Below are 22135 nucleotides of genomic sequence, written 5' to 3'. Positions count from 1 at the left end.
AAGCCTTTGCCGCAGCCGACCGGCTGCCGCGCGGCGAAAATTGCCGATCCTGTAACATCCCGCGACCAATGCGTGTGCGGCGTAACCCGCAAATGCAGCGCCGCAGTGCAGCATGACTTGGGGTGACTCGGTTGCGCCGGGTCTGGCCGTGGTGTTCGGCCCCACCTGAGCCGCAGAGAGCCCGCCGACATCCAATTGGAATCAAAGGATTTTGGAAAATAATACCGGCCAAAAAGCAATTCGATATTGACAAGAGCAAGCCATTTCAGTGCGCTTACAACATCAGATGTGAAAAAATATCACATCTGTAGAATTCCGCTCACGCGGCCAACCGACTTTCAGGACTGCTTCAGGGAGGAGCAAAAATGATCACACGTCGCCACGCACTCACCCGCCTCGCCAGTGCCGCATCCGTCTTGGCGCTGGGGGCCACCTTCGCCGCCCCGGCCTTTGCCGAAGGGCTGAAGATCGGGTTCAGCCAGGTCACCCTGCAATCGCCGTTCTATGTGCAGCTGAAAGACGGGGCCGAAGCCGCCGCCGCTGCGGGGGGTGATACGCTGATCTTCCTCGACGCCAATGGTGACGTGTCCAAGCAGAATGATGACATTCAGGATCTGATCACCCAGGGCGTGAATGCCATCATCATCAACCCGGTCAACCCCGACGCCGTTGTGCCCTCGCTCGAAGCCGCCGCCGCTGCGGGTATTCCGGTGCTGACGGTGGACCGTTCGGTCAATGGCGGTGGCGTCAAGGCGCATATCGGCCGCGACAACAAGGCCATGGGTCAGCTGGTGGGCGAAGCCGTGGTGGCGCGCCTTGCCGCCGATGGCATCACCGGGGCCAAGATCATCGAGATTCAGGGCGACGCCGGTGGCGCCGTGATGATGGACCGCCGCGACGGCTTTCACGCCGCCATCGAAGGTTCGGGCCATACGATCGTCGAAGGCCCCTATGCCGAATATATCCGCGCCAATGCCGTGACCGCGATGCAGGATCTGTTGCAGGCGCATACCGATGTCAAAGTCGTCTATGCCCATAATGACGACATGGCCTTGGGCGCGGCGCAGGTTCTGTCCGAGAATGGCCGCACCGATGTGCTGATCTCGGGTGTGGACGGGCTGTCCGAGGCGCTGGAATCGATGGCGGCAGGCGGCAATTATGTGGCCACGGCACTGAACGATCCGAAATATCTGGGGGATGTGACCATTCAGGTCGCCCGCGAAGTGGCGGCAGGCAAAGAGGTTCCGGCCTTTGTCGATGCCGGGTCGAAGGCGGTCACGCCCGACAATGTGGCCGACTTCCCGCGCACCGGCCTCTTTGCCGAATACCGCCCCGACGTTCTGGCAAAATGATCTGACCGCGCGGGATGGGGCCATCCTGCGCGGCACCGGCCACCGGGCCCGCTCCCGCCCGGTGGCCCAACCCTCTCATGTGCATAAGGAAGTGATGATGCGCGCTGCCGTTCTTTACACCCCCGGCGATATCCGGCTGGAAGAGGTTGCAAAACCCGTGCCCGGTCCGGGCGAAGTGCTGCTGCGCGTGGCGGCGGTTGGCGTCTGCGGCTCGGATCTGCCGCGGATGCTGATCAAGGGCGCGCACAAGATGCCGATCATCTGCGGCCACGAGTTTTCCGGCCATATCGAGGAACTGGGCGCGGGGGTCGACGGCTTTGCTCTGGGCGATCTCTGCACCGTGCCGCCGATGCTGCCCTGCGGCACCTGCGATCAATGCGCGACGGGCGATTTTTCGCGCTGCCGCGACTATGACTATTTCGGCTCGCGCCGCGACGGGGCCTATGCGGAATGGGTGGTGGTGCCGGTGGCAAACCTGCTGGTGGCCCCGGCAGGCACCGATCCGCGCGCGGCGGCCATGGTGGATCCGGCCTCCATCGCGCTGCATGCGATCTGGAAGGCGGGCGGCGTGCGCATGGGCGCGCGCGGCGCGGTGATCGGCTGCGGCCCGATCGGCCTGTTCGCGATCCAGTGGATGCTGCTGATGGGCGCATCCGAGGTGGTGGCGATTGACGTCTCCGAAGCCAAGCTGGAACAGGCCCGCGCAGCCGGGGCAACGCAGTGCTTTCTGGCCGGGGACGAGCTGCCCAAGGGCCTGCTGGCCGATCTGATCGTCGAGGCGGCGGGGCATCCCTCGTCGATCAATGCCGCCGTCACGCTAGCCGCCCCCGGCGGGCATGTGGTGTTCATCGGCATTCCGGTGGACGATGTGCCGCTGACGAACAAGGCGTTCCAGCATTTCCTGCGGCAGGAAGTCTCGTTGCACGGGTCGTGGAACTCTTTCGGCGCGCCCTATCCCGGCCCGCAATGGACGGTGACACTGGACAAGCTGGCCTCGGGCGCGCTGAAATGGGAATTCATGATCAGCCACGAGCTGGGGCTGGAGGCGCTGCCCGGCATGTTTGAAACCCTCAAAACCGACCGGACCCTGTTCTTTTCCAAGATCATGTTCCGCCCCTGAGCGGGTATAGGGAACAGAGGCAGGCCGGGGGAGTGGCCAGCCGGACAGGAAACGCGGAGGAGTGGCAGGCATGGCGCATGTCTTGAGTTTTGATTTCGGCACGGGCGGCGTGCGGGCGGGGGTCTATGATACGGACCGCCGCGCCATGCTGGCCATGGCCGAAGCGCCCTATGCCACCACCTATCCCCGCGCGGGCTGGGCCGAACAGAACCCTGCCGACTGGCGCGCGGCGCTGCGTCTGGCCGGGCGGGCCGCGCTCGCGCAGGCGGGCATGACGGCGGTGGATGCAGTCTGCGCCGCCACCACTGCCTCCACCGTTGCGATCTGCACCCGCGACGGCACGCCGCTGCGCCCTGCCCTGTTGTGGATGGATTGCCGGGCAGAGGCCGAAAGCCGCGAAACTGCGCGGCTCGATCATCCGGTGATGCGCCATTGCGGCGGGTCGGATGCGGTCGAATGGCTGGTGCCCAAGGCGATGTGGCTGAAGCGCCATCAACCCGAGGTCTGGGCCAGGGCCGAGGTGATCTGCGAGGCGCTGGATTATGTGAACCACGATCTGACCGGCGACTGGGTCGGGTCGCGCATGAATGCCGCCTGCAAATGGAATTACGACAGCGCCGGGGGCCGCTTTGTGCCCGAGGTCTATGACGCGCTGGGGATCGGCGATCTGGCCGGGCGGCTGCCGGGCCGGATCATCCCGGTGGGCGGTGTGATCGGCCCGATGCGCGCCGCCATGGCCGCCGACCTTGGGCTGAGTAACCGCCCGCTGGTGGCACAGGGCGGCATTGATGCGCATATCGGCATGTTGGGGGCCGATATCGTGCAGCCGGGCGGCATGCTGTTCATTGGCGGCACCTCGGTCGTGCAACTGACGCAGCTGGGGGCCGAAGGCGATGTGTCGGGCTTCTGGGGCCCCTATCCCAATGCGCTGACCGACGGGCATTGGCTGGTCGAATGTGGGCAGGTTTCGGCGGGATCGGTGCTGAACTGGCTGGCAGGCACGATCTTCGGGCTGGACGCACCGGGCCATGCCGCGTTGATTGCCGAGGTCGCGGCCACGCCGGGCCGTGCCGAAGGGCTGCTGACGCTGGATTACTGGATGGGCAACCGCACCCCCTACCGCGATGCGGCGCTGCGCGGGGCAATGCTCGGGCTGACGCTGGGCCATGGCCGCGCCGATCTTTACGCATCGGCGGTGGATGGCGTGGCGCTGGGATCGGCCAATGTGCTGGCGGTGCTGGCCGAACGCGGTGTGCAGATCGACCGGATCGTGATGGCGGGCGGGATCGTCAAGAACGCCGCTTGGCTGCAAGCCACGGTCGATGCGATGGGCCGCCCTGTGCAGGTCGCACGCGAAGACAACCTGTCGCTGGTGGGTGCCTCGGTTGCGGCGGCAGCGGCCCTTGGGGTCTATCCCGGTCTGGCCGAGGCGGCCCGCACCTGCGCCGCCCCCACCCGCGCCCTGCACCCCGACCCCGAGCGTGCCGCCTGGTTCGCCCGCAGCCTGCCGCTTTACCGCGAGGCCACAGCCAGCCTGACGCCGGTGCTGCATGATCTGGCCCGCCGCCAGACGGGTGGTGCCGCATGAGCGAGCGCAACCCCTATTCCTCGCGCCTGCCGCTGGACGAACAGCGCGATCACCTGATGGTGCAGGTGGCCAAGCTCTATTACGATCTGGAGCGCACCCAGTCCGACATCGCGACCGAACTGGGCCTGACCCGCTGGCAGGTCGGCAAATTGCTGACCGAGGCCAAGGCCGAAGGCATCGTGCGGATCGAGATCACCCCCCGCGCCAATCGCAAGACCAGCCTTGAAGTGGCGCTGCAACAGGCGTTCAAGCTGCGCGATGCCGTGGTGGTGCCGATGGGCGAAATCACCGATCCGGCCCTGCTGATCGACAGCGTGGCGCAGGCCGCGGCCACCTATCTGGCCAATCTCAACCCCAAGCCCGACTTGCTGGGGGTCAGCTGGGGGCGCACCATGTCGGCTGTCGCCCGCGCCCTGCCCTCGGGCTGGAACCCCGGCGCGCATGTGGTGCTGGTGAACGGCTCCACCACCTTGCAACAGACCTCCACCCGCACTTCGGCGGTGGCGGAAGAATTCGCGCAATCGGCGGGCGGCACTGCCACCCTGCTGCCGGTGCCCGCCATCGTCGGCAAAAGCAGCACCCGCGACGCGCTGGAAGAAGATCCGATCATCGAACGGGTGCTAGCGCTGGCCGAAGCCGCGCCGGTGATCTGCTACGGCATGGGCGGCGTGTCGCATCAATCGGTGCTGATGTCCTCGGGCTATCTGACGCAGGCGGATATTGACCGGCTGAAGGCGCTGGGATCGGTGGGCGATATTCTGGGGCGGTTTGTCGATCATCAGGGGCGGATCGTCGATCCGGCGCTGGACGCCCGCACCGTCGGGCTGCGTCTGGAAGCGCTGCGCCGCAAGGACCGCGCCATTGGCGTGGTGGCGGGAGAGGAGAAACACCAGATCGCCGCCGCCGCCCTGCGCGCGGGCTATGTCTCGGTGCTGGTCACCGACGAGGCGACCGCCCGCAATATTCTGGAGGAAACGGAATGACCGAGGATGTGCTGACCATCCGCCATCTGGCCAAGCGATTCCCGCCCAATATCGTGGCGCTGGAAGATGCCGGCCTGTCGGTGCGGCGCGGCGAGGTGCATTGCCTGCTGGGCGCGAACGGGGCCGGAAAATCGACCTTCCTGAAGCTGGTGGCGGGGGCGATGATGCCATCAGCCGGGGAAATCCGCGTCGACGGCCAGCCGGTCAGCTTTCGCAAACCTTCAGAGGCGGCAGCGGCGGGCATTTCGATGATCTATCAGGAGCTTGATCTGGTGCCGCAGCTGACGGTGGCGGAAAACCTGTTTCTGGGCCATCCGCCCGCCCGTCTGGGCTTTCTGGACAAAGGCCACCGCCGCGCGCGGGCCGCAGAGGCGCTGGCACGGGTGGGGGCGCAGTTCGGCCCGGATGCGCGGGTGGAAAGCCTGTCGGTTGCCAATCAGCAACTGACCGCCATTGCCCGGTCGCTGACCCGCGCGGCGAAGGTGATCATCATGGATGAACCTTCGGCGGCGCTGAACGAAACCGAGCTGAAGGCGGTGTTCCGGGTGATCCGCGAGCTGACGGCGCAGGGCGTGGCCATCGTCTATGTCAGCCACCGGCTGGGCGAGCTGCGCGAGATCGGCGACCGGGTGACGGTGCTGCGCGCGGGCCGCACGATTGAAACCTTCGATGTGGCGGGCACGCCCGATTCCGCTTTGGTCGAGGCCATTCTGGGCCGCGAACGCACCTTGGTAGAGCGGCGCGACCGTCCGCCGGTGACGGGCGAGGTGATGCTGCAGGTGGATCGGCTGACCGGTCCGCAGGGCCTTGATATCCGAGATTTCACCCTGCGACGGGGCGAGATCTGCGGCCTGACCGGGCTGAACGGATCGGGGCGGACCTCGTTCCTGAAGGCGCTGTTCGGGGCGCTGCCGCATGAGGCGCAGATGGTGCTGAAAGGCGCGCCCTATGCGCCGCGCCGTCCCAAGGATGCGATCCGCGCGGGGCTTGGCCTTGTGCCGGAAAACCGCAAGACCGAAGGCCTGATCCTCGACGCGCCGATCTACAAGAACGCCACCCTTCCCGCGATGCAGGGGCAGATTCTGGCCCGGCATCGCGCACAGAAGGCCCGCACGGTGCCGGTGCTGAAACAGCTGTCCACCAAATATGGCAACCCCGACCAGAAGGTCGTACAGCTTTCGGGCGGCAATCAGCAAAAGGTCGTGCTGGCGAAATGGATCATCAAAGGGTCCGAGCTGCTGTTGCTGGACGAGCCCTCGCGCGGGCTGGACATCGGGGCCAAGGCCGATCTTTATGCGCTGGTCGATGGTCTGGCCAAACAGGGCGCGGCGGTGATCGTCGCCTCGTCAGAGCTGGAAGAGCTGTATGCCGCCTGCGACACGATCTGGGTCTTTCACGAAGGCCGCAACATTGCACAATTCAATCCCGCCAGCACCGATCAGGACACGATCCTGAAGCGGCAGATCCTTGGGGAACACCACCATGACTGACACCATCACCGGGGCCACCCCCGCCCCCTCGCCTGCACGCCGTCTGGTGGATCTGGCGATTGAATACAATTTCATCGTGATCTTCCTGATCGTGGTGGTCTGCGCGGCCCTGCTGTCCGAGAATTTCCTGACCGGCACCAATATCGCCAACCTGTTCCAGCAGGCCGCCGTGACCGGCGTGGTGGCAGTGGGCATGACCTTCGTCATCCTGACCGGCAATATCGACCTGTCGGTGGGCAGCGTCTGTGCGCTGTGTGGCATGTTGATTGCCGTGCTGCTGGCAGGCGGGACACCGATCTGGGCGGCGCTGGCGCTGACCATCGGGGCCGGTGCCCTTTGTGGTGCGGCGATGGGGGCGATCACCGCCTTGGCGCAGGTGCCCAGTTTCATCGTGACACTGGCGGGTCTCGTGTCCTTCCGGGGGCTGACCTATCTGATGACCGACGGTGTGCCGGTCTCGGGCCTGCCTGCGGGCTTTGCCGCGATCTCGTCCACCATGGTGCCGCTCGCCCCCGGCTTTTCGGTCAGCTCCATGGGCCTGATCTTCATTCTGCTCTGCGTGCTGGCGGGTGGGCTGCTGCGGCTGACCGTGTTTGGCGAAACCGTCTATGCCACCGGCGGCAACCCCGAGGCGGCCCGCCTGTCGGGCCTGCCGACACGCGGGGTGCTGATCCTCGTCTTTGCCGCCTCTGGTGTGATGAGCGCGCTTGGCGGCATCCTGCTGACCTCGCGCCTGCGGATCGGCCAGCCGACCGCCGCACAGGGGCTGGAACTGGACGCCATCGCCGCTGTCGTGCTGGGCGGCACCTCGCTGTTTGGCGGGCGGGGCGGCGTTCTGGGCACCTTCTTTGCCGTGATGCTGCTGCAAGTGCTGCGCAATATCTTCAACTTGCTTGGCCTTGGGTCGTTCTATCAGATGACCGTTACCGGGGTTATCATCATCGCAGCCATCCTGCTGAACCGCTTTATCGACATTCGCCGGGGGCGCGGCTGAGCCGCCCCTCTCCCGACCTCAGATCGGAACATGACATGACAGACCACTTTCCCCGCCCGACAGGCACCCCCTTCACACCCGCATGGTTTGACCATATCGCGGTCAACCTGTCCGCCACGGAACGCCGTGCCGCCAGCCTTGGCAGCCGCCGCACCGTCAAGAAAGAGTGGCAGGCAGCCTGGCTGCTGAAGGCCATCACCTGCATCGACCTGACTACCCTTGCGGGCGACGACACGCCCGGCCGGGTGCAGCGCCTCTGCGCAAAAGCCCGCAACCCGGTGCGCGACGATCTGCTGGCGGCGCTGGGGGTCGAGGGCATCACCGTTGGCGCCGTCTGCGTCTATCCGACCATGGTGCCCCATGCAGTGAAGGCGCTGGAAGGCTCGGGGATCCCGGTCGCCTCGGTCGCCACCGGCTTTCCCGCCGGGCTGACGCCGCTGCCGCTGCGGCTGGCCGAGATCAGCTATGCCGTGGAACAGGGCGCGCGCGAGATCGACATCGTGATCACCCGCGAGCACGTTCTGACCGGCAACTGGTCCGCGCTTTATGACGAGATTGCCGCCATGCGCGCCGCCTGTGGCGAGGCGCATATGAAGGCGATCCTCGCCACCGGCGATCTGAAAACCCTGTCCAATGTCTACAAGGCCTCGATGATTGCGATGCAGGCCGGTTCGGATTTCATCAAGACCTCGACCGGGAAAGAGGATGTGAACGCCACCCTGCCGGTGTCTCTGACCATGCTGCGGGCCCTGCGCGATTTCCGCGATCTGACCGGCCAGATTGTCGGCTTCAAACCGGCAGGCGGGCTGAAAACCGCGAAGGACGCCATGACCTGGCTGATCCTGATGAAAGAGGAACTGGGCCTGCGCTGGATGCAGCCCGATCTGTTCCGCATCGGTGCCTCGTCCATGCTGGGCGATATCGAACGCCAGTTGGAACACCACGTCACGGGCCGCTACTCGGCCGCCAACCGCCACGCGCTGGCCTGAGGATCTGCACATGCCCACGATCAAGGACATCATGAACACCATGGAATACGGCCCCGCCCCGGAAGGCAATGCCGAGGTCAAAGCCTGGCTTGCGGGCCTGGGCGACGGGATCGGCCATTTCATCAACGGCAAATTCACCGACGCCCGCGCGCCGCTGATCGAGGTGCTGAATCCGGCCACCGATGTGCCGCTGGCGCAGGTGGCCAAGGGCAGCGCCGAGGATGTGGAGGCCGCCGTGCGCGCCGCCCGTGCCGCCTATCCGAAATGGTCGGCCCTGCCCGGCCATGCGCGTGCAAAATACCTCTATGCCATTGCCCGCCACATCCAGAAGCGCGAACGCTTCCTGTCGGTGCTGGAGACGATGGACAATGGCAAGACCATCCGCGAGACGCGCGACATCGACGTGCCGCTGGTGGCGCGCCACTTCTATCACCATGCCGGCTGGGCCGAGGTGCTGGACAGCGAATTTCCGAACCACACCCCGGTCGGCGTCTGCGGGCAGGTGATCCCGTGGAACTTCCCGCTCTTGATGCTCGCCTGGAAAGTCGCGCCTGCACTGGCGGCGGGCAATACCGTGGTGCTGAAACCGGCCGATCTGACCCCGCTCAGCGCCTGGGCCTTTGCGCAGATCTGCGCCGAAGTGGGCCTGCCTGCCGGGGTCTTGAACATCGTCAATGGCGATGGCGAGACCGGGGCCGCGATTGCGGGCCACCCTGATGTCGATAAGGTCGCCTTCACCGGCTCGACCGAAGTGGGCCGCGTCATCCGCCGCCAGATTGCCGGATCGGGCAAGAAACTGTCGCTGGAACTGGGCGGCAAATCCCCGTTCATCGTGTTCGAGGATGCCGATCTGGATGCCGCCGTCGAAGGCGTCGTCGATGCGATCTGGTTCAATCAGGGCGAGGTCTGCTGTGCCGGGTCGCGTATTCTGGTGCAGGAAGGCGTGGCGCCGCGCTTCTTTGCCAAGCTGACCGCCCGGATGCAGGTGCTGCGCACCGGCGATCCGCTGGACAAGACGATGGATGTGGGCGCCATCGTGTCGCGCAAGCAACTGACGCGCATCACCGGCCTGCTGGCGCAGGGCGAGGCGGAAGGCGCCACGCTGCACCGCGCGCCGGGGGCGCTGCCCAAGACCGGCAATTTCTGCGCGCCGGGGTTCTTTACCGGCACGGCCCCCGCCTCCACCGTGTCGCAGGTGGAAATCTTCGGCCCGGTGGCCACCACCCTGACCTTCCGCACCGCCGACGAGGCGGTGACGCTGGCCAATGACAGCCGCTATGGCCTTGCCGCGTCGGTCTGGTCGGAAAACATCAACCGCGCGATCGAGGTGGCGGCCAAGGTCAAGGCCGGGGTGGTCTGGATCAATGCCACCAATATCTTCGATGCCGGGGCGGCCTTTGGCGGCTATCGCGAAAGCGGCTTTGGCCGTGAAGGCGGGCGCGAGGGCATGGCGGAATACCTGTCGCCCGCATGGGAAAAAGGCGGCAAAGCCCGCCCTGCCCCGGCGCTGGCCATCGAGGTTTCCCCCTTCACCGGCAAATCCGACCGCGCCGACATTGACGTGACGGCCAAGCTTTATATCGGCGGCAAGCAGGCGCGGGCCGATGGCGGGCAAAGCTATACCGTGCTGGGCAAGGGCGGCGTCGCCATTGGCCAAGCCGCGCTGGCCAATCGCAAGGATGTGCGCAATGCGGTCGAGGCGGCGCACAAGGCGGGCGGCTGGGGCGGCGTCACGGCGCATAACCGCGCGCAGGTGCTGTATTTCTTTGCCGAAAATCTCGATCAGCGCCGGGCCGAGTTTGAAGCCCTGCTGATCGACAGCACCGGCACCAGCGCCAAGGCTGCCGCAGAGGAGGTGGAACTGAGCATCCGCCGCGCCTTCTGGTATGCGGCGCAGGCCGACAAGTTCGACGGCGCGGTCCATGCCACCAAATCCCGGCATGTCACGCTGGCAATGAACGAGCCCTTTGGCGTGATGGGTCTTGTCTGCCCGGATGAAGCGCCGCTGCTGTCGCTGCTGTCCTTGCTGCTGCCCGCCATTGCCATGGGCAACCGCGCGGTGGTGGTGGCAAGCCAAAGCCACCCGCTGATCGCGGCGCGGCTGTATCAGGTGCTGGAAACCTCGGACATGCCGGGCGGCGTGGTCAACCTGCTGACCGGCGAGCGTGATGTGCTGGCGCGCACTCTGGCCGAGCATGATGACGTGGCCGCGCTGTGGTATTGCGGCAGCGCAGAGGGCGTGGCGATGGTCGAGACGGCCTCGGCAGGCAACCTCAAGCCGGTCTGGACCGACGGCGGCCGCCTGCGCGACTGGCGCGACCCGGCGCAGGGGCAAGGGGCAGACTATCTGCGCCGCGCCACTCAGGTGAAAACGATCTGGCTGCCCTACGGCGAATGATCCCCAGCCGCGCCCCCGGGGACCGGGGGCGCGCAGGAAAGGCTGCAAATGCCCCTGTCTTTGGCCATCTTCGATTTCGACGGCGTTCTGGCCGATAGTGAGGGCATCGCGCTGGAGGAGCTCGCCGCCGAGATCACGGCCCGCGGGGCCCCGGTCAGCGTGGACGAGGCGCATGGCCTGTTTCTGGGCGCCTCGACCGCGCGCCACATGGCCTATATCCGCGACCGCACCGGCCAGCCCTGCGGTGCCGATTTTCCCGATGCCTGGCACGCCCGGCTGTTCCGCCGTTATCCCACCGAGCTGCACCCGGTGCCGGGGGCCGAGGCCACGCTGGACGCGCTGGCGCAGGCCGGTGTGGCGATCTGCATCGCCTCAGGGGGTGCTGTGGCACGGCTGGAGGTGGCGCTGCGCTGCACCGGCCTTGCCGCCCGCTTTGCGCAGAATGTGTTCAGCGCCGATATGGTGGCGCAGGGCAAACCCGCGCCCGACCTGTTCCTCTATGCCGCCGCGAAGATGGGTGTGCCGCCGGGCGACTGTGTGGTGATCGAGGATGCGCCCGCAGGGGTGCAGGCGGCCCGCGCTGCCGGGATGCCCGCCATCGCCTTTACCGGCGGTTGCCACCTGATCGGCAAGGCGACAGACCATGCCGCCCTGCTATCTGCGGCAGGGGCCGAGGCGGTGGCCCCGGATCACGCGGCGCTGCGGGCGTTGCTCAGCGCGCGGCTTGCAGCACCGTAACCAGATCGGCGGGCGACAGCGGCAGCGGGTTGCCCTTCATCGACGACGAAGCCGCCGAGGCTTCGGCCACCTGCGCATGATCCGCCGGGGCAAGCCCCTGCGCCGCCAGCCCCGGCAGGCCCGCAGCCCGCGCCCAATCGGCCAGCACCTGCGGCGCATCCGCCGCCGCGCCGCCCAGAACCCCGGAAATCAGCGCGCAGACCTCGTCTATCCGCGCGCGGGCCGGGCCATCGGTCCGGGCGCGGTTCATCGCCAGCACCGGCCCCAGCAAGACACCACAGATCGCGCCATGCGACGCCCCTGTCTGGCCGCCGATCACCCCGGCCAGCCCATGCACAGCCCCGAGACCGGCATTGGCCAGCGCCATGCCGCCACAGACCGAGGTCCAGGCCAGCGTATCGCGCGCCTGCGCGTCCTCGCCCGCCATCAGCGCCACCAGCGCGGCAAGGCCGGGGCCGATGACCGGACGGGTGATCGCATCGGTATAGGGGGTTGCCTTGCAGGAAATATAGGGCTCGATCACCTGCGTGATGGCATCCAGCCCCGAGGCCAGCGTCACCGCGCGCGGGCAATCATCGGTCAGCGCCGGATCGACGATGGCAAGCCGCGCCAGCATCCGGTCATCACGCAGCGACACCTTGCGCCCCTGTGCGGGCACGCCGATCACCGCATTCTTGGTGACTTCGGCCCCGGTCCCCGCCGTGCTGGGCAGCGCGATGAAGGGCAAGGGCGCGGCCTCCAGCGGCAGGCCACGCCCCACCACCTCCAGATAATCCATCGCCTCGCCGGGTGCGGGCACAAGGGCGGCAATCGCCTTGCCCAGATCAAGGGCCGCCCCGCCCCCCAGAGCCACGATCCAGTCGGGGCGATGCGCCCGCGCCTGTGCCACCGCCTGTTCCAGCACTGCAAGCACCGGCTCGCCCGCGCAGGCAATGCCCAAAGCCTCACATCCGGCGGCGCGCAGCCCCTGCATCAGCCACCCGGCCCGCGCCGCATCGGCGCCATGCACCACGATCCCCCGCGCGCCGAAGGCCGCGATCAGGCCGGGGGCCTTGGCCGCCTCGCCCCGCCCGAACAGGATGCGGCCCGGCACCGCGATGGAAAAACTGTTCATACATTCATCGTGGCCGCGACGGCCCGCCCCCAGCGGGCATATTTGCCATCCCGCACCGCCACATCCATAGCCGGGGCAAAGCGCCGCTCCAAGGCCCAGCCTTTGGCGAAATCTTCGGGGGCGGGGTAGATCCCGGCCTGCAAACCCGCCAGATAGGCCGCACCAAGGGCGGTGGTCTCCGTCACCACCGGGCGATCCACCGGCGCGCCCAGAATATCGGCCAGAAACTGCATCGCCCAATCCGAGGCCGCCATGCCGCCATCCACCCGCAACACGCCATCCGCCTGCGCGCCCCAATCCGCGCGCATCGCCTCCAGCAGGTCGCGGGTCTGATAGCCCACACTTTCCAGCGCCGCGCGGGCCAGCTCGGCCGGGCCGGAATTGCGCGTCAGCCCGTAAATCGCTCCCCGGCACTCGGGCCGCCAATAGGGGGCACCAAGGCCGGTAAAAGCGGGCACCAGCACCACCTCTTGCGCCGGATCGGCCTGTTCGGCCAAGGGCTGCGTCTCGCGCGCCTCGCGGATGATCTTCAACCCATCGCGCAGCCATTGCACCACTGCCCCGGCAATGAAGATCGAGCCTTCCAGCGCATAGGTCGGTTTGCCGTTCAATTGATAGGCGATGGTTGTCAGCAACCGGTTTTTCGACGGCACCCTGTCTGTGCCGGTGTTCAAAAGCGCAAAACAGCCGGTGCCATAGGTGGATTTCATCATGCCGGGCTGAAAGCAGGCCTGCCCCACCGTCGCTGCCTGCTGATCGCCCGCGACGCCACAGATCGGAATTTCGCGCCCGAACAGATCGGCGCGGGTCACGCCGAAATCGGCGGCGCAATCGCGCACATCTGGCAGGATCGCCATCGGCACATCGAGCAGCGCGCAGAGGTCGGCATCCCAGCAGCCATCGGCGATGTTATAAAGCATGGTGCGGGCGGCATTGGTGGCATCGGTGGCATGCACGCGGCCCCCCGTCAGCTTCCAGATCAGGAAACAATCGACGGTGCCGAAGGCGAGCCCGCCCTGCGCCGCCCGTTCGCGCGCGCCCGGCACATGGTCGAGCAGCCATTTGACCTTGGTGCCCGAAAAATACGGGTCGAGCAGCAACCCGGTGCGCGCCGTGATCATCGGCTCGTGCCCGGCATCGCGCAGCGCGTCGCAGGTGTCGGCGGTGCGGCGATCCTGCCAGACAATCGCGTTATGGATCGGCTGGCCGGTGTCCCTGTCCCAGATCAGCGTCGTCTCGCGCTGGTTGGTGATGCCGATGGCGGCAATGTCATCCGCGCCGATCCCGGCCTTTTCAATCGCGGCCCGCGCGGTGCCTGCCACGGTTGACCACAGATCCGACGGGTCATGCTCCACCCAGCCCGGCGCGGGGTAATGCTGCGCGAATTCCTCTTGTGCCGAGGCCACCACGCGCAACGAGCCATCAAACAGAATGGCCCGCGACGAGGTGGTTCCCTGATCAATGGCAAGAATATGGGTCATGTGCTATCCGGCTCTGCTTCACCCTGATCGAAATACCCGCCCATGGCGTGGCCCTGCCCCGGCGGGGGCGACAGGTATTCGGATCAGGCTGAAGGGGGCAGGTCTGCCCGCCCCCTTCAAGGATCCGGGCTTATTGCCAGGATTTGATCAGCTCGTCATAGGAGATCGTTTCGCCCTGCGGCTTTTCGTTCTCCAGCTTGGCCACCGGCGCGCCGGGGGCATCGAGCCATTCCTGCGGGTCTTTCGGCTCGTTCATCTTCGGGCCGATATCGCCTTGCACACCGGCGCGCTCCAGACGCTCCAGCACCTTTTCCTGCTCTTCGCACAGCGCATCCAGCGATTCCTGCGGGGTTTTCGCGCCCGACATGGCATCACCGATGTTCTGCCACCACAGCTGTGCCAGCTTCGGATAGTCCGGGATATTGGTGCCGGTGGGCGACCATGCCACCCGTGCGGGCGAGCGGTAGAATTCCACCAGACCGCCCAGTTGCGGGGCGCGTTCGGTGAAGCTTTCATGCTGGATCGAGGATTCCCGCACGAAGGTCAGGCCGACATGGCTTTTCTTCACGTCGACGGTTTTCGAGGTGACGAACTGGGCATAAAGCCAGGCCGCCTGCGCCCGGTCCACCGGGGTGGATTCCATCAGCGTCCACGAACCCACATCCTGATAGCCCACCTTGGTGCCTTCGGTCCAATAGGCGCCATGCGGGCTGGGGGCCATGCGCCATTTCGGCGTGCCATCCTCGTTCATCACCGGCAGGCCGGGCTTGACCATGTCGGCGGTGAAGGCGGTGTACCAGAACATCTGCTGGGCGATATTGCCCTGTGCCGGCACAGGGCCTGCCTCACCGAAGGTCATGCCCTGCGCTTCTGGCGGGGTAAACTTCTGAAGCCATTCGATGGCCTTGGTCACGGCATAGACCGCCGCCGCGTCATTGGTTGCTCCGCCGCGTGCCACGCAGGAGCCGACCGGGCGCGAGTTTTCGTCGACCCGCACGCCCCATTCGTCCACCGGGAGGCCGTTCGGTTCGCCCTTGTCGCCCATGCCGGCCATCGACATCCACGCATCGGTGTAGCGCCAGCCAAGGCTCGGGTCTTTCTTGCCGTAGTCCATGTTGCCATAAACGCCGGTAGCCGGGCCGCCCATATAGCTCATGTCGCGGCCGGTGAAGAATTCCGCGATATCCTCATAGGCCGACCAGTTGACCGGAACGCCAAGGTCGTAGCCGTATTTGGCCTTGAAATCATCCTTGGTTTTCTGATCGTTGAACCAGTCATAGCGGAACCAGTAAAGGTTCGCGAACTGCTGGTCGGGCAGTTGATACAGCTTGCCATCCGGGGCGGTGGTGAACTTGGCCCCGATGTAATCGGCCAGATCCAGATTGGGGTTGGTGACAGCCGCGCCTTCGCCTGCCATCCAGTCGGTCAGGTTGCGGGCCTGCTGATAGCGCCAATGGGTGCCGATCAGATCGGAGTCGTTGATATAGGCGTCATAGATGTTTTCGCCCGACTGCATCTGCGTTTGCAGCTTTTCGACCACATCGCCTTCCCCGATCAGATCATGGGTGATCTTGATGCCGGTGATGGCGGTAAAGGCCGGGGCCAGAACCTTGGCCTCGTATTCATGGGTGGTGATGGTTTCCGACACCACCTTGATTTCCATGCCCGCATAGGGTTTGGCGGCCTCTTCGAACCACTGCATTTCGGCTTCTTGCGCCGCGCGGTCCAGCGCGGACAGCGTGCCGATTTCGGCATCGAGGAAGGCTTTCGCCGCCTCCATGTCGGCCCAGGCGGGGGCCGCGCCGGTGGCCATCAGCGCAAGCGCCATGGCGGTGGTTGTGTGACGCAATCTCATGTGTTCCTCCCAGAAGTGAGATGTCGTTTCTGTTATGCAGAGCTGCATCGGGGCGGGTGGCACCGCCCGGATGCACTTTCGGGGCCGGTCAGACCCAGCGGAACACCGCTGCGGCATAGACCAGGCAGATCAGCAGCGCCCACCACAACGGGCCGCCGAAAAAGAACAGCCAGCCCAGATTGATAAAGGCCGAGCCGAGCAACGAGATAAACAGCCTGTCCCCCCGCGTCGTCTCGATCCCCAGCACACCGACGCGCGGCGTTTCGGGAAAGCGGATGGCCAGAATGGTGAACAGGGTCAGCAGCCCGGCGATGATGTAGAAGAACAGCGCCACCGGCAGCGTCCAGGCCATCCAGCCGCCGGGGAACATCGGGGCGACCCAATCGGTTGCGCCATCCTTCTGCGGTGCGGTCAGGATCAGCAGGGCCAGCCCGGCCAGCCAGATCCCCCCTGCCACCGCATAGATCAGGCCCCAATTGGTCCGGCTTTGCACAGTGGCTGCCATCACACCCTCCCCAGGGCAAAGCCCTTGGCAATGTAGTTGCGCACGAAATAGATCACCAGGGCCCCCGGGATGATGGTCAGCACCCCTGCCGCCGCCAGCACGCCCCAATCCATGCCCGAGGCCGAAACCGTGCGCGTCATCGTCGCCGCGATCGGCTTGGCATTGACCGAGGTCAGGGTGCGGCTCAGCAGCAGTTCGACCCAGGAGAACATGAAGCAGAAGAAGGCGGCGACCCCGATGCCCGATGCGATCAGCGGCATGAAGATCTTGAGGAAAAACCGCCCGAAGCTGTAGCCGTCGATATAGGCGGTTTCGTCGATTTCCTTCGGCACGCCGCGCATGAAACCTTCGAGGATCCAGACCGCCAGCGGCACGTTGAACAGGCAATGCGCCAGCGCCACGGCGATATGCGTATCGAACAGCCCGACCGAAGAGTAGAGCTGAAAGAACGGCAGCGCGAACACGGCGGGGGGCGACATGCGATTGGTCAGCAGCCAGAAGAACAGGTGCTTGTCACCCATGAAGTTGTAGCGGCTGAAGGCATAGGCAGCGGGCAGTGCCACGGTGATCGAAATCACCGTATTCATCACCACATAGATGATCGAATTGACATAGCCCATATACCAGCTGGGATCGGTCAGGATCGTCACATAGTTGCGCAGCGTGAAATCCGCCGGGAACAGGGTGAAGGTCGAGGTGATCTCGGCATTGGTCTTGAAGCTCATGTTCACCAGCCAGTAGATCGGCACCAGCAGGAACAGCAGATACAGGCCCATCACGATGGCAGAGGGTTTGATACGCATCACTTGGCCTCCGCCTTATCCAGATTGGTCATCACGGTGTAGAACACCCAGCTCACCAGCAGGATCACGAGGAAATACATGATCGAGAAGGCGGCGGCGGGGCCAAGGTCGAACTGGCCGACCGCCATCTTCACCAGGTCGATGGACAGGAAGGTGGTGGCATTGCCCGGCCCGCCGCCCGTCACCACGAAGGGTTCGGTGTAGATCATGAAACTGTCCATGAAGCGCAGCAGCACCGCGATCAGCAGAACCCCCTGCATCTTGGGCAGCTCGATATACCGGAAGACGGCCCAGCGGCTGGCCTGATCAATCTTGGCCGCCTGATAATAGGCCTGCGCGATGGATTGCAGCCCGGCGTAGCACAGCAGCGCCACCAGCGAAGTCCAGTGCCAGACATCCATCACGATCACCGTGACCCAGGCATCCAGCGCGTCATTGGTATAGTTGTAGTCCACACCCATCGCCGCCAGAACATGCCCCAGCAGGCCGATGTCCACCCGGCCGAAGATCTGCCAGATCGTGCCGACCACGTTGAACGGGATCAGCAGGGGCAGCGCCATCAGCACCAGCACCAGACTGGCCCAGAAGCCCTTCTTCGGCATGTTCAGCGCGATGAAGATGCCCAGCGGCACCTCGATTGCCAGAATGATCGCCGAAAACAGCACCTGCCGCCCAAGCGCCGCGTGCAGACGGTCGGAGGTCACCATTTCCTCGAACCATTCCAGCCCGGCCCAGAAAAACTCGTTGTTGCCGAAGGTGTCGTTGACCGAATAGTTCACCACGGTCATCAGCGGCAGCACGGCGGAAAAGGCCACCAGCACCAGCACCGGCAACACAAGGAACCAGGCCTTGTTGTTCTGTGTCTTGTCCATCAGGCCGCCCTCCCCTGCGGGCTTACACGCCAGTCATCGGCATAGACGTTCAGTTTGCCCGGCGCGAAGGCCACATGCGTCAGCTCTGCCCCCACCGCCATGCCTTCGGGCGCGATCACGTTGAAGGGCTGGCCGAACATCTCGCCGCGCACGATGCGGTGACGGCCCACATCCTCCACCCGGCGGATGGTCAGCGGCAGGCCCTCGCCCGCGGTCAGCACCGCATGTTCCGGGCGGATGCCGATCTGGGTGCGCCCGGCCACCGGCGCATAGGCCGCCCCCAGATCCACCACGGCCCCGCCCTGCACCTGCGCGCGGGTGCCCTCGATTTTTGCCTCCAGAAAGTTCATGCCCGGCGAGCCGATGAAATACCCGACAAAAGTATGGGCCGGCGTCTCGAACAGCTCTTCCGGCGTGGCCATCTGCACCACGCGGCCATCATACATCACCACCACCTTGTCGGCGAAGGTCAGCGCCTCGGTCTGGTCATGGGTGACATAGATCATCGTATGGCCGAATTCGCGGTGCAGCTTTTTCAGCTGCGTGCGCAATTCCCATTTCATATGCGGGTCGATCACGGTCAGCGGCTCGTCGAACAGGATCGCGTTCACGTCCTCGCGCACCATGCCCCGGCCAAGGCTGATCTTCTGCTTGGCATCCGCCGTCAGACCGCGCGCCTTGCGCGACAGGATGTCCTCCATGCCGATCATCTGTGCGATCTGATCGACGCGGCCCTTGATATAGCCCGCATCCATGCCGCGATTGCGCAGAGGAAAGGCCAGATTGTCGCGCACCGTCATCGTGTCATAGACGACCGGAAACTGGAACACCTGGGCGATGTTGCGTTCGGCCGTCGGGGCATCGGTCACATCGGTCGCCCCGAACAGCACCCGGCCATGGCTGGGGCGCAGCAGGCCCGAGATGATGTTGAGCAGCGTGGTCTTGCCACAGCCCGACGAGCCGAGCAGCGCATAGGCCCCGCCATCCTGCCAGACGTGATCCATTTCCTTCAGCGCGTAATCCTGATCCCCCTTGGGATTGGGATAATAGCTGTGCGCCAGATTTTTCAGCGTGATTTGCGCCATGATCCCCTCACGCTGCCAAGGCATAGGCCGCAGGGGCCGCAAGCCGCCCTGCCGCATCGAACAGATAGACATGCGCCGGATCCAGCCAGACCGAGACCTGAGCCCCCGGTGCCAGATCATGCACCCCATGCACCAGCCCCACCCATTTTTCGGCACCGTGATGCAGATGGATGAAGGTTTCCGAGCCGGTGATTTCCGTCACGCCCAAGGTGCAGTGAAACTCCACCGCCTGCCCGGAATGTTTGTTCAGTTCCAGATGATTGGCCCGGAAACCTGCCAGATAGCGGCCATCCGGCAGGGCTGCGAAGGCCCCGCTGGCCGGGGCATTGGCGGTATCGCCGAAATTCACCCGGTTGCCCTGTTTGAAGCAGCTGACGAAATTCATCGGCGGATCCGAAAACACCCGCGCCGTGGTCGCATCGGCGGGCTGGCGGTAGACGCGCGGCGTGGGGCCGAATTGCGTGACGCGGCCCTCCCACAGCGCGGCGGTATTGCCGCCCAGCAGCAGCGCCTCTTCCGGCTCGGTCGTGGCATAGACAAAGATCGCACCCGAGGCCTCGAAGATGCGCGGAATCTCGATGCGCAATTCCTCGCGCAGCTTGTAATCCAGATTGGCCAGCGGCTCGTCCAGCAGCACCAGCCCCGCCCCTTTCACCAGCGCCCGCGCCAGCGCGCAGCGCTGTTGCTGCCCGCCCGAAAGCTCCAGCGGTTTGCGCGTCAGCATCGGGGTCAGCTTCATCATCTCGGCGGTCTCTTTCACCGCGCGGTCGATTTCAGCCGCAGAGCGCCCCATCAGCCGCAGCGGCGAGGCGATGTTGTCATAGACGCTCATCGCCGGATAGTTGATGAACTGCTGATAGACCATGGCGACGCGGCGATCCTGCACGCGCATCCCGGTCACATCCTGCCCGTCCCAGAAAATCCGCCCGGTCGAGGGCACATCCAGCCCCGCCATCAGCCGCATCAGGCTGGTCTTGCCTGCGGATGTGGGGCCGAGCAGCACATTCATCGTGCCCTTTTCCAACGTCAGATCGGTGGGGTGGATGTGAACCCGCCCCGCGACGCTGCGCGATACCCCCCGTAACTCCAGTGCCATCGCTCTCCCCTTACTCTGCTGCCGGGGCTTGTGCCCCTGCCGCCTGCGCCCCGGCCAGATAGGCCTCAAGCGCCGCAATCTGCTCTGCCGTCATGCGCAAGCCCAGCTTGCTGCGCCGCCAGACAATATCTTCGGCCCCGCGCGCAAATTCGCGCGCCACAAGCCAGTCTACCTCACGCGCGGTCAAGGTCGCGCCAAAATCCTGTCCCAGATCCGAAGCGGTTCTGGCATCGCCCAGCATCTCTGCCGCCTGCGTGCCATAGGCCCGCACCAGCCGCGCCGCCCAGTAATCAGTCAGGAACGCATACCGCGCCCGCAATCCGGCCCGCAGCGCCGCCACGCCATCATGCGGAAAATCCCCGCCCGGCAACGGCACCCGCGCCGTCCAGTTGCCCTTGGCCTGCGGAAAGAACGGTGCCAGCTTTTCCAGCGCGCTTTCGGCCAGACGGCGATGCGTGGTAATCTTGCCGCCAAACACATTCAGCAAGGGCGCGCCATTCTGATCGAGGCTCAGCACATAGTCGCGCGTCGCCGCCGTCGCCGATTTCGCGCCGTCATTATACAGGGGCCGCACGCCCGAATAGGTCCAGACCACATCCGCCGCCGTCACCGGCTTTGCGAAATATTTCGAGGCAAAGGCGCAGAGATAATCGCGCTCTTCATCGGTGCAGCGCGCCTCTTTCGGGGCGTCCTTGTGGTCTTTGTCGGTGGTGCCGATCAGGGTGAAATCCTGCTCGTAGGGGATGGCAAAGATGATCCGGCCATCTTCGCCCTGAAAGAAATAACAACGGTCGTGATCATAGAGCTTGCGCGTCACGATATGGCTGCCGCGCACCAGACGCACGCCTTCGGTAGAATTGATGCGCGCCACATTGCGGATCACATCCTCGACCCAGGGGCCGCCTGCATTGACCAGCGCGCGGGCGAGATGCACCTGCCGCCCCTCGGCCCCTTCAGTCGTCACGCGCCACAGGCCATCGGCCCGATCGGCACTCACCACCCGCGTCCGGGTATGGATCTGCGCACCCCGGTCGGCGGCATCACGGGCGCTCAGCGCCACCAGACGCGAATCCTCGACCCAGCAATCGCTGTATTCATAGGCCTTGCGGAATTTCGGGTTCAGCGGCCGCCCCGCCGGATCCTGCGTCAGATCCAGTGTGCGGGTGGCGGGCAGGATTTTGCGCCCGCCCAGCGTATCATACAAGAACAGCCCCAGACGGATCAGCCAGGCCGGGCGACGCCCCTTCATCCAGGGCATCACAAGTCCCAGCAGGCGCGAGGTCGGCGTATCGCTCTCGAAGCGCATATCGTCGTGATAGGGCAGCACAAAGCGCATCGGCCAGCTGATATGCGGCATCGCGGCCAGCAGGGTTTCGCGCTCCTCCAGCGCCTCACGCACCAGTCGGAACTCGAAATATTCCAGATAGCGCAGGCCGCCGTGAAACAGCTTCGTCGAGGCCGAAGAGGTTGCCTGCGCAAGGTCGCCCTGTTCGGCCAGCGTCACGGTCAGGCCGCGCCCCATCGCGTCGCGCGCAATGCCGCAGCCGTTGATACCCCCGCCGATAATGAAAAGATCGACCACTTCGGGCCGTTCACGATCCGTCACGCCGATATCCTCCCCCAACGTGTCGAAACACTGCCGCCGACGCGCGCATCCGTCAAGGTTTATTTT

At 65.3% G+C, this 22135-nt stretch carries 18 protein-coding genes; 9 read left to right on the top strand and 9 right to left on the bottom strand.

Annotation, left to right across the window (positions count from 1 at the left end):
• Positions 1–365: 365 nt before the first annotated feature.
• The 9 genes from KM031_RS13085 to KM031_RS13045 all read left to right on the top strand — a co-directional run bounded on the left by KM031_RS13085 (position 366) and on the right by KM031_RS13045 (position 11652).
• Positions 366–1352: a substrate-binding domain-containing protein gene (locus tag KM031_RS13085; protein WP_215506084.1), complete on the top strand. Its 987-nt coding sequence runs from the start codon at positions 366–368 to the stop codon at positions 1350–1352.
• A 97-nt stretch (positions 1353–1449) separates the two neighbouring features.
• Positions 1450–2472, top strand: a complete 1023-nt coding sequence (locus tag KM031_RS13080; RefSeq protein WP_215506083.1) for a galactitol-1-phosphate 5-dehydrogenase — start codon at positions 1450–1452, stop codon at positions 2470–2472.
• A gap of 70 nt (positions 2473–2542) precedes the next feature.
• Positions 2543–4060 carry an FGGY-family carbohydrate kinase gene (locus tag KM031_RS13075; protein ID WP_215506082.1) on the top strand — a complete coding sequence of 506 codons (1518 nt, stop codon included), beginning with the start codon at positions 2543–2545 and terminating at the stop codon, positions 4058–4060.
• Positions 4057–5043, top strand: a complete 987-nt coding sequence (locus KM031_RS13070; RefSeq protein WP_215506081.1) for a sugar-binding transcriptional regulator — start codon at positions 4057–4059, stop codon at positions 5041–5043. Before KM031_RS13075 ends, KM031_RS13070 begins: the two co-directional genes overlap by 4 nt.
• Complete coding sequence (locus KM031_RS13065; protein ID WP_215506080.1) at positions 5040–6533, top strand: sugar ABC transporter ATP-binding protein; 1494 nt, start codon at positions 5040–5042, stop codon at positions 6531–6533. The genes KM031_RS13070 and KM031_RS13065 overlap by 4 nt, the downstream gene beginning before the upstream one ends.
• On the top strand, positions 6526–7527 hold the full coding sequence (locus KM031_RS13060; RefSeq protein ID WP_215506079.1) for an ABC transporter permease: 1002 nt from the start codon (positions 6526–6528) through the stop codon (positions 7525–7527). Before KM031_RS13065 ends, KM031_RS13060 begins: the two co-directional genes overlap by 8 nt.
• A 35-nt stretch (positions 7528–7562) precedes the next feature.
• Complete coding sequence (gene deoC, locus KM031_RS13055; RefSeq protein ID WP_215506078.1) at positions 7563–8516, top strand: deoxyribose-phosphate aldolase; 954 nt, start codon at positions 7563–7565, stop codon at positions 8514–8516.
• A gap of 10 nt (positions 8517–8526) precedes the next feature.
• Complete coding sequence (locus KM031_RS13050) at positions 8527–10914, top strand: aldehyde dehydrogenase family protein (RefSeq protein WP_215506077.1); 2388 nt, start codon at positions 8527–8529, stop codon at positions 10912–10914.
• A gap of 48 nt (positions 10915–10962) precedes the next feature.
• Positions 10963–11652: an HAD family hydrolase gene (locus tag KM031_RS13045; RefSeq protein WP_215506076.1), complete on the top strand. Its 690-nt coding sequence runs from the start codon at positions 10963–10965 to the stop codon at positions 11650–11652.
• Here KM031_RS13045 and KM031_RS13040 read toward each other — a convergent pair.
• The 9 genes from KM031_RS13040 to glpD form a co-directional block, all read right to left on the bottom strand.
• Positions 11627–12766, bottom strand: coding sequence for an iron-containing alcohol dehydrogenase (locus KM031_RS13040; RefSeq protein ID WP_215506075.1), 1140 nt, complete (start codon positions 12764–12766; stop codon positions 11627–11629). The two genes, KM031_RS13045 and KM031_RS13040, sit on opposite strands and share 26 nt — an antisense overlap.
• A complete protein-coding gene (gene glpK / locus KM031_RS13035; RefSeq protein WP_215506074.1) occupies positions 12763–14247 on the bottom strand; it encodes a glycerol kinase GlpK in 1485 nt (494 codons plus the stop codon). The genes KM031_RS13040 and glpK overlap by 4 nt, the downstream gene beginning before the upstream one ends.
• 130 nt (positions 14248–14377) lie before the next feature.
• The gene (locus tag KM031_RS13030) at positions 14378–16102 is read right to left on the bottom strand and encodes an ABC transporter substrate-binding protein (RefSeq protein ID WP_215506073.1); all 1725 of its coding nucleotides are present in this window, start codon (positions 16100–16102) and stop codon (positions 14378–14380) included.
• An 88-nt stretch (positions 16103–16190) separates the two neighbouring features.
• On the bottom strand, positions 16191–16607 hold the full coding sequence (locus KM031_RS13025; RefSeq protein WP_246567149.1) for a DUF2160 domain-containing protein: 417 nt from the start codon (positions 16605–16607) through the stop codon (positions 16191–16193).
• Positions 16607–17410 (bottom strand): carbohydrate ABC transporter permease, encoded by an 804-nt coding sequence (locus KM031_RS13020; RefSeq protein WP_215506072.1) that lies wholly within the window; start codon positions 17408–17410, stop codon positions 16607–16609. The genes KM031_RS13025 and KM031_RS13020 overlap by 1 nt, the downstream gene beginning before the upstream one ends.
• Positions 17410–18282: a carbohydrate ABC transporter permease gene (locus KM031_RS13015; protein WP_215506071.1), complete on the bottom strand. Its 873-nt coding sequence runs from the start codon at positions 18280–18282 to the stop codon at positions 17410–17412. The genes KM031_RS13020 and KM031_RS13015 overlap by 1 nt, the downstream gene beginning before the upstream one ends.
• Positions 18282–19367, bottom strand: a complete 1086-nt coding sequence (locus tag KM031_RS13010; protein WP_215506070.1) for an ABC transporter ATP-binding protein — start codon at positions 19365–19367, stop codon at positions 18282–18284. The genes KM031_RS13015 and KM031_RS13010 overlap by 1 nt, the downstream gene beginning before the upstream one ends.
• Before the next feature lie 7 nt (positions 19368–19374).
• Complete coding sequence (locus KM031_RS13005; protein WP_215506069.1) at positions 19375–20463, bottom strand: ABC transporter ATP-binding protein; 1089 nt, start codon at positions 20461–20463, stop codon at positions 19375–19377.
• 10 nt (positions 20464–20473) lie between these two features.
• Positions 20474–22069, bottom strand: a complete 1596-nt coding sequence (gene glpD / locus KM031_RS13000) for a glycerol-3-phosphate dehydrogenase (RefSeq protein ID WP_215506068.1) — start codon at positions 22067–22069, stop codon at positions 20474–20476.
• Positions 22070–22135: the final 66 nt, after the last annotated feature.

Source organism: Gemmobacter fulvus, assembly GCF_018798885.1.
Classification (GTDB): Bacteria; Pseudomonadota; Alphaproteobacteria; order Rhodobacterales; family Rhodobacteraceae; genus Gemmobacter; species Gemmobacter fulvus.
The sequence above is the reverse complement of the archived record's forward strand: the minus strand, read 5'-3'. Positions and strand labels throughout refer to the sequence as shown.

What these genes read in the sequence shown, in the direction of transcription:
- KM031_RS13010 (WP_215506070.1), bottom strand. Translation starts at nt 19,367, where the DNA reads ATGGCGCAAATCACGCTGAAAAATCTGGCGCACAGCTATTATCCCAAT.
- KM031_RS13040 (WP_215506075.1), bottom strand. Translation starts at nt 12,766, where the DNA reads ATGAACAGTTTTTCCATCGCGGTGCCGGGCCGCATCCTGTTCGGGCGG.
- KM031_RS13030 (WP_215506073.1), bottom strand. Translation starts at nt 16,102, where the DNA reads ATGAGATTGCGTCACACAACCACCGCCATGGCGCTTGCGCTGATGGCC.
- deoC (WP_215506078.1), top strand. Translation starts at nt 7,563, where the DNA reads ATGACAGACCACTTTCCCCGCCCGACAGGCACCCCCTTCACACCCGCA.
- KM031_RS13015 (WP_215506071.1), bottom strand. Translation starts at nt 18,282, where the DNA reads ATGGACAAGACACAGAACAACAAGGCCTGGTTCCTTGTGTTGCCGGTG.
- KM031_RS13050 (WP_215506077.1), top strand. Translation starts at nt 8,527, where the DNA reads ATGCCCACGATCAAGGACATCATGAACACCATGGAATACGGCCCCGCC.
- KM031_RS13065 (WP_215506080.1), top strand. Translation starts at nt 5,040, where the DNA reads ATGACCGAGGATGTGCTGACCATCCGCCATCTGGCCAAGCGATTCCCG.
- KM031_RS13085 (WP_215506084.1), top strand. Translation starts at nt 366, where the DNA reads ATGATCACACGTCGCCACGCACTCACCCGCCTCGCCAGTGCCGCATCC.
- KM031_RS13025 (WP_246567149.1), bottom strand. Translation starts at nt 16,607, where the DNA reads ATGGCAGCCACTGTGCAAAGCCGGACCAATTGGGGCCTGATCTATGCG.
- KM031_RS13080 (WP_215506083.1), top strand. Translation starts at nt 1,450, where the DNA reads ATGCGCGCTGCCGTTCTTTACACCCCCGGCGATATCCGGCTGGAAGAG.
- KM031_RS13075 (WP_215506082.1), top strand. Translation starts at nt 2,543, where the DNA reads ATGGCGCATGTCTTGAGTTTTGATTTCGGCACGGGCGGCGTGCGGGCG.
- KM031_RS13045 (WP_215506076.1), top strand. Translation starts at nt 10,963, where the DNA reads ATGCCCCTGTCTTTGGCCATCTTCGATTTCGACGGCGTTCTGGCCGAT.
- KM031_RS13060 (WP_215506079.1), top strand. Translation starts at nt 6,526, where the DNA reads ATGACTGACACCATCACCGGGGCCACCCCCGCCCCCTCGCCTGCACGC.
- KM031_RS13070 (WP_215506081.1), top strand. Translation starts at nt 4,057, where the DNA reads ATGAGCGAGCGCAACCCCTATTCCTCGCGCCTGCCGCTGGACGAACAG.
- KM031_RS13005 (WP_215506069.1), bottom strand. Translation starts at nt 20,463, where the DNA reads ATGGCACTGGAGTTACGGGGGGTATCGCGCAGCGTCGCGGGGCGGGTT.
- glpK (WP_215506074.1), bottom strand. Translation starts at nt 14,247, where the DNA reads ATGACCCATATTCTTGCCATTGATCAGGGAACCACCTCGTCGCGGGCC.
- KM031_RS13020 (WP_215506072.1), bottom strand. Translation starts at nt 17,410, where the DNA reads ATGCGTATCAAACCCTCTGCCATCGTGATGGGCCTGTATCTGCTGTTC.